Origin of the sequence: Flavobacterium sp. (genome assembly GCF_043722275.1) — a bacterium.
In the GTDB taxonomy this organism is placed as follows: domain Bacteria; phylum Bacteroidota; class Bacteroidia; order Flavobacteriales; family Flavobacteriaceae; genus Flavobacterium.
In genome coordinates this window covers 1-5,443 of record NZ_JAYSPC010000036.1, presented here as the reverse complement: position 1 = coordinate 5,443, position 5,443 = coordinate 1, and the positions used below count along the sequence as shown (strand labels likewise).

The window sequence follows — 5,443 nt, the reverse complement described above, 5'->3', positions numbered from 1 at the left end:
CGATATTGTAAACAAGGTAAAATCCGGTTATGAAATTGACATGGATGTATATCCGTTTTACAAAAACAATTTAGCCTATACCGTGCAATACAACCAAAGTGATTTCGACTTTCTAAACATGCTGGCAAAACGAAAAGGACAATGGTTTTATGATAACGGGCGTAAGGTAATCTTTGGAAGTCCGGGAAGTACCGGCGCCGAACCCAAGCTTGTTTACGGAATCAACATGCAGCATTTTAGCTATAAAATAATATTAAAGCCAGCCCTTTTTAAAACCATAGAATATGATAACAGGGAAGGCGAATATTTTGAGGATTACACCGAAAAATACAGAAAGGAAGCTGATGGTTTTCAGCAGAACTTCATCAATAAGTCAAACGACATATTTAACAGGGAAAGCCTAATTCATGTCAATCAAAATCCAGCCGAAGGAAGTGCAAGAAATTCCGTAGAGCAATACACGACCAATAAAATGCGCGCCGTTGTGGGCGGACTTATGGAAATAAATGCCATGAGCGAGGTTCCGGGCGTTATCCTGGGAGACAACGTAAGAATCAGCGGAGTTGACATGCAGCACGAAGGCAGTTACAGGGTAACCCAAATTACGCATTTCTGTGATGATGGCGGAAGTTATAAAAATGATTTTACGGCCGTAAACTTCAATGGAGCTGTATTTTCACCACAGACCACACCTATTTCATCTAAAAATACAGTGCCGCCTGAAGCTGCCTGAAACAAGCCCATTTTAGATTCTGAGGCACCTGTAAACGCTCCTTTTGTATATCCAAAAAGCTCAGATTCAATTAGGTTTTCGGGTATTGCACCACAATTTATAGAGATAAAGGGCATACTGGCAAAGCGCCCTTCAAAGTGAATTGCTTTTGCAATAAGTTCTTTTCCGGTACCGCTTTCGCCTTCTATTAAAACCGTTACTTTGTTATCTTTTACACGTTCAATTATTTCGATAACCTTTTTTAATTGTTGTGAAGATCCTACAATACCGGAGTAATTATTGCTTTTTGAGGATGTACTTGTTTTGTTTAATAAATTTGTTGAATTTGCTTTTGTTTTGGTTAGCAAACTATCAATTGCTATTTGAAGTTCATCACTTGTAAAAGGTTTATTCAAATAATCTAAGGCACCTGATTTTATTGCAGTAACCGCATTATCAATAGAATTAAGTCCTGTAACAACAATTTTTGGAATTAAGGGATAATGTTCCTGCGTATATTTTATCAACTCCATACCATTAATTTCAGGCATATTAAGATCAGTAATTAATAAGTCCAGATCAGTGTATTTTAATATATCGATAGCTTCACTTACAGAGGATGCTTTGTAGGTATGATAATTGAATGATTTTAAATGACGCTGAATCAGGTTAAGCATGTCATCGTTATCATCTACAATAAGTATCTTTTCTTTTATAACACTCATTATAAATTAGTTTAAAGGTAATTTTATTACAAAAATTGTTCCTGTGGGATTATTATTTAATACAGTTATTTTTCCATTATGATTTTTAACAATTTTATGAACTAGACTTAGGCCAAGGCCACAACCATTGTTAGTAGGTTTCGTGGAGAAAAATGGTTCAAATATTTTATGCTTTATAGCATCAGCAATCCCAGTTCCTTGATCTTCAATGGAAATTAGCAGGTTGCCGGAATCAGATTCAATTACTGTTTTTATTACAGTTTGTACAGGGGATGCATGGATGGCATTAATAATTAAATTTAATAGTACTTTTGTTATTTGTACAGTATCAATCCTTGCAATAATATTGTCATTTTTAAAGATTATCTCGCTTTTGATATTCTTTTCGAGAAAATTTTGCTTAAGAAGTGATAAGGCAAAAATTATAATAGGTTTAATTTCTTTTAATTGTAATTGCTTAGGCATTTCACAAGAAAAAAGCATTAATTTTTTTACAATTTCGCGGGAGCATATAACGGAGCTTATTACTGTAGAAATATCAGCGTCAATTTCAGGATCTTGATTATTGCTTTTTATTAATTCAGCATATCCTAATATATTGCCTAAAGGAGTATTGAGTTCATGCGCTATTCCTGCAGTCATTTCGCCCAAAACATACAAAATATCTGTTCTTTCTACAGTTTGGGTTAAAAGTTGTTTCTTTTTAATATTTTGAAATTTTTCGATATAATTACCAATTTCAAATGCGATGTTATCTAATAATTTTTGTTCGTTTTTTAAAAAATCACTTTCAGTATATTTATTTTGCGAATAATGCACTTTTATAAAACCAACATTTATACCTGCTATACTTATATGACTAATTTGCGAAATGGTTTGTTTCTCTATTTTAGATGTCGAGAATCCATAACCGGAAACGTGTAATTCTACAGTTGCATCTATATTATATTTCCATGCTTTTTTTGTGCTTGAAATTATTTTTTTTAACGTTGTTTTTTCTTCGCAATTTGATTTTGATATAATATTTGCAATTTCATAGAGACAAGTTAATTCCTTAACTCTTTCTTTAAGTTCTTCTTTAATAGGATAAAGTTTCATTGTTATATGTAAGAAATTATTTATAACTGTTTTAAATTGATTTCAAATGTAATTAAATTATTTACTTAAGGATATTATTTGTATTTTTAATTTAACTATTTGAAAACAAACTAAATAGTCGTGAATAATAAGTCTTATTTTGATATTATTTAGACTTATTTATGCTGCATGAAATCCTATTTTTAGATATTAAATTTCTAACATTATAATAAAGTAAGAAATATCATAATAATTATAAATTGTATTTATTTATGATAAAAATTTGATTTTGGATGTAATCTTTCTTTTAAATTTAGTGTGCAAAATTTCCTTACTTATTTCTCATAATTTTTATCAGAAAAAAAATTGACTTGTTCTTTTTAGAATTGAAAATACTATTTGTTATGTTAGATTTTACACATCTGGATTTTAGTGTCTAATGTTGTAATGATTTGTTTATAGGTAATTATGCTTTTTTTGAGGTTTTTTAATTTACGATATATCGTTTATTAGCGTATTATTGATTCCTAATAATTCTTAACAGTAATTTTAGCAGTTTTAATTTGTCAAAAATCATTACTGAATATATTTTAAAATTAACCACAAAAAAAAGTTCCTGATTCTAATTCAGGAACTTTTAAAGATTTTAATTAATTATCGTAAACTTGTCAACTTGATTTTAAAACCACTAATATGCAGGATGCCAAAGTCTGATTATGAGATTTATTACTAATCATTTTCGACCAATTGTATATCAAAATGCAACTTAATTTCATCGCCTATTACTAGTCCGCCGCTATTAGCAGCAATATTCCAGGTAAGGTCAAAGTCTTTTCTGCTTATTTTACCATTGATTTCGAATCCTGCACGCTCGTCACCGGCAAAGCCTTTGGCAACACCTGTAAATTGAGCCTCAAGGCTAATTGGTTTGGTTACATCGCGTAAGGTAAGATGGCCATCTAAAATATAATTTTCGCCATTTTTCCTGAAGATACCTTCAAATGTAATTAGCGGGTAATTTTCAGTATCAAACAAATAAGGCGACATTAAATGCTTATCACGCTCGGGAAGTTGAGTGTCGATACTATCTGCAGCAATAGAAACTTTTACCTCGGCATTATCAAACTCATTGTTTTGAGTAGTAACAGTACCATCAAAAGTTTTAAAAATTCCATTTACATTCGTAATGGAAAGATGTTTTACTTTAAATTGAATTTGAGAATGTCCTTGTTCGATTCTCCATTTTTTTGTTGATGACATAATATTGCTTTTTTATTAATTATAAAGGCAAAATTATTTGTAATACGCTTGGCAGACGATGAACTAAATTAAGAAATGAAACAAAAAATATTGAACTAGATTAAGTAAATGAAGTGTTTTTTTCTCTTTTTGTGCCCAAACTCCTCAGTTAAGGCAGAACATTGGTTTGATTTACAAATAACCTGAATTCTCAATAAATTATTACTTTTACTCAAAAAACAAGTTAAATGATAAATGACTTTATTTTACAAAATTTTAGCGATCATGTTACCCTGAATGAAAAGGAGAAGGAGCAACTTGTTTCAGTATTGATTCCGCGAGCTTTTAAACGAGGAGAAATACTTATTAAAGCGGGCGAGCAACCCCGTTACTTGTTGTTTGTAAATGCGGGTTATTTAATGACTTCTTATACAGATAGTAATGGCAATGATCATGTAATTCAGTTTGCCGGTGCGGGCTGGTGGTCAGCAGATATTTACAGTGCATTTGATATGCAAGCAACCACATATGATACAAAAGCCTTAACTGATGGTGAAGTCATGCTGCTGCCTCGTCTTGGACAATTACATTTATTAGAATGCAGTATAGTTTTTGAGCGCTATTTTAGAGTTGTGTTTCAAAAAGGTGTATTGAGACAGCAACGACGTTATATAGAAGCCGTAGCGACATCTGCCGAAGAACGCTATAAATCGTTTATATCAGCGTATCCAAGTATTGCAGCCAAAGTCCCCCAAAAATATATCGCTTCCTATTTAGCAATTACACCGGAGTTTTTGAGTAAAATAAAGAAAAAAATGCTGGATGTAATTTAATCTACTGAGTATCATATCATTTTTCAGATATCCTATTTTAGTTCTGTTTTTTAAGTGTTTCGCTATAAGATAAAAAGGCTTTCAGTAATGAAAGCCTTTTATTATGTTCAGTTTTATTTTAACCTTTTAACCATGCATTTTTAAGTTTCTCTTTTGAAGCATCTGTAGCTTTAAAAATTTCTTTTTCGATGTATGGCATTTTCACAGTTCCTTTTATGGTTTGTTCTGCACCGGCACGTTTTATTTTAATAGTGATTGGATCGTTTTCTTTCCAGGTTTCACTTTCGGTAATCAAATCATAGATATTATCTAATGTGTAGGTTTTGTCGTTTATAGAAACGATACCGTCACCAGCTTTAAGATTTAAACTGGTAAAAAATACATTTAAATCTACATTAGGCGTAACAGTAATTGCTTTAGTGTCTTTATCAAAAGAAATGTAACGAGTTTCTCCTTTTCTGAAAATTGCGGCAGGATGTTTTTCAGAAGCTTTAGTAAGACCAACTTTGGCCAAATAAAAATCGTAAGGAATTGGAGTTGTTCCCGAAACATATTTAGTTAAGAATTCTCCCACTTCAGGATATGTTAATTGGGTAATTTTAGCGAAAAGTTCGTCGTCATTAAATGGTTTTTCAACACCATATTCACTGGCTAATTTATGCATTAGATCAAGAATTCCTCTTTCGCCGTTGCTTTTTTCTCTAATGATAATGTCAATGCACATACCAATTAAAGCTCCTTTTTGATATACATTTAAATATTGATCTTTATAAGGCTGCTCTAATACATTTGCGCTCATTTTAGTGAATGACATTGTATCGTTTAAACCTTTTGCCTGTTCGATTTTATCTGCAATA

General features: G+C 31.5%; 4 protein-coding genes and 2 pseudogenes. 2 read left to right on the top strand and 4 right to left on the bottom strand.

What is annotated here, in order from left to right; translation table 11 throughout:
* Positions 1–733, top strand: a pseudogene (locus tag ACHZDT_RS04690) (type IV secretion protein Rhs); the annotation flags it as partial.
* Here ACHZDT_RS04690 and ACHZDT_RS04685 read toward each other — a convergent pair.
* From ACHZDT_RS04685 to ACHZDT_RS04675, 3 genes are all read right to left on the bottom strand, one after another.
* Positions 631–1,437 (bottom strand): sigma-54-dependent transcriptional regulator, encoded by an 807-nt coding sequence (locus ACHZDT_RS04685; protein WP_394773487.1) that lies wholly within the window; start codon positions 1,435–1,437, stop codon positions 631–633. The pseudogene ACHZDT_RS04690 and the gene ACHZDT_RS04685 overlap by 103 nt on opposite strands.
* Positions 1,438–1,443: 6 nt before the next feature.
* Positions 1,444–2,535 carry a sensor histidine kinase gene (locus ACHZDT_RS04680; protein ID WP_394773486.1) on the bottom strand — a complete coding sequence of 364 codons (1,092 nt, stop codon included), beginning with the start codon at positions 2,533–2,535 and terminating at the stop codon, positions 1,444–1,446.
* A gap of 708 nt (positions 2,536–3,243) precedes the next feature.
* The gene (locus ACHZDT_RS04675) at positions 3,244–3,774 is read right to left on the bottom strand and encodes a YceI family protein (protein WP_394773485.1); all 531 of its coding nucleotides are present in this window, start codon (positions 3,772–3,774) and stop codon (positions 3,244–3,246) included.
* A 227-nt stretch (positions 3,775–4,001) separates the two neighbouring features.
* Here ACHZDT_RS04675 and ACHZDT_RS04670 point away from each other — a divergent pair, with 227 nt between their 5' ends.
* Complete coding sequence (locus tag ACHZDT_RS04670; RefSeq protein WP_394773484.1) at positions 4,002–4,586, top strand: Crp/Fnr family transcriptional regulator; 585 nt, start codon at positions 4,002–4,004, stop codon at positions 4,584–4,586.
* Positions 4,587–4,704: 118 nt separating this feature from the next.
* On the opposite strand, the pseudogene ACHZDT_RS04665 reads toward ACHZDT_RS04670, so the two are convergent.
* Positions 4,705–5,443: pseudogene (locus tag ACHZDT_RS04665) on the bottom strand (peptidase M61); the annotation flags it as partial.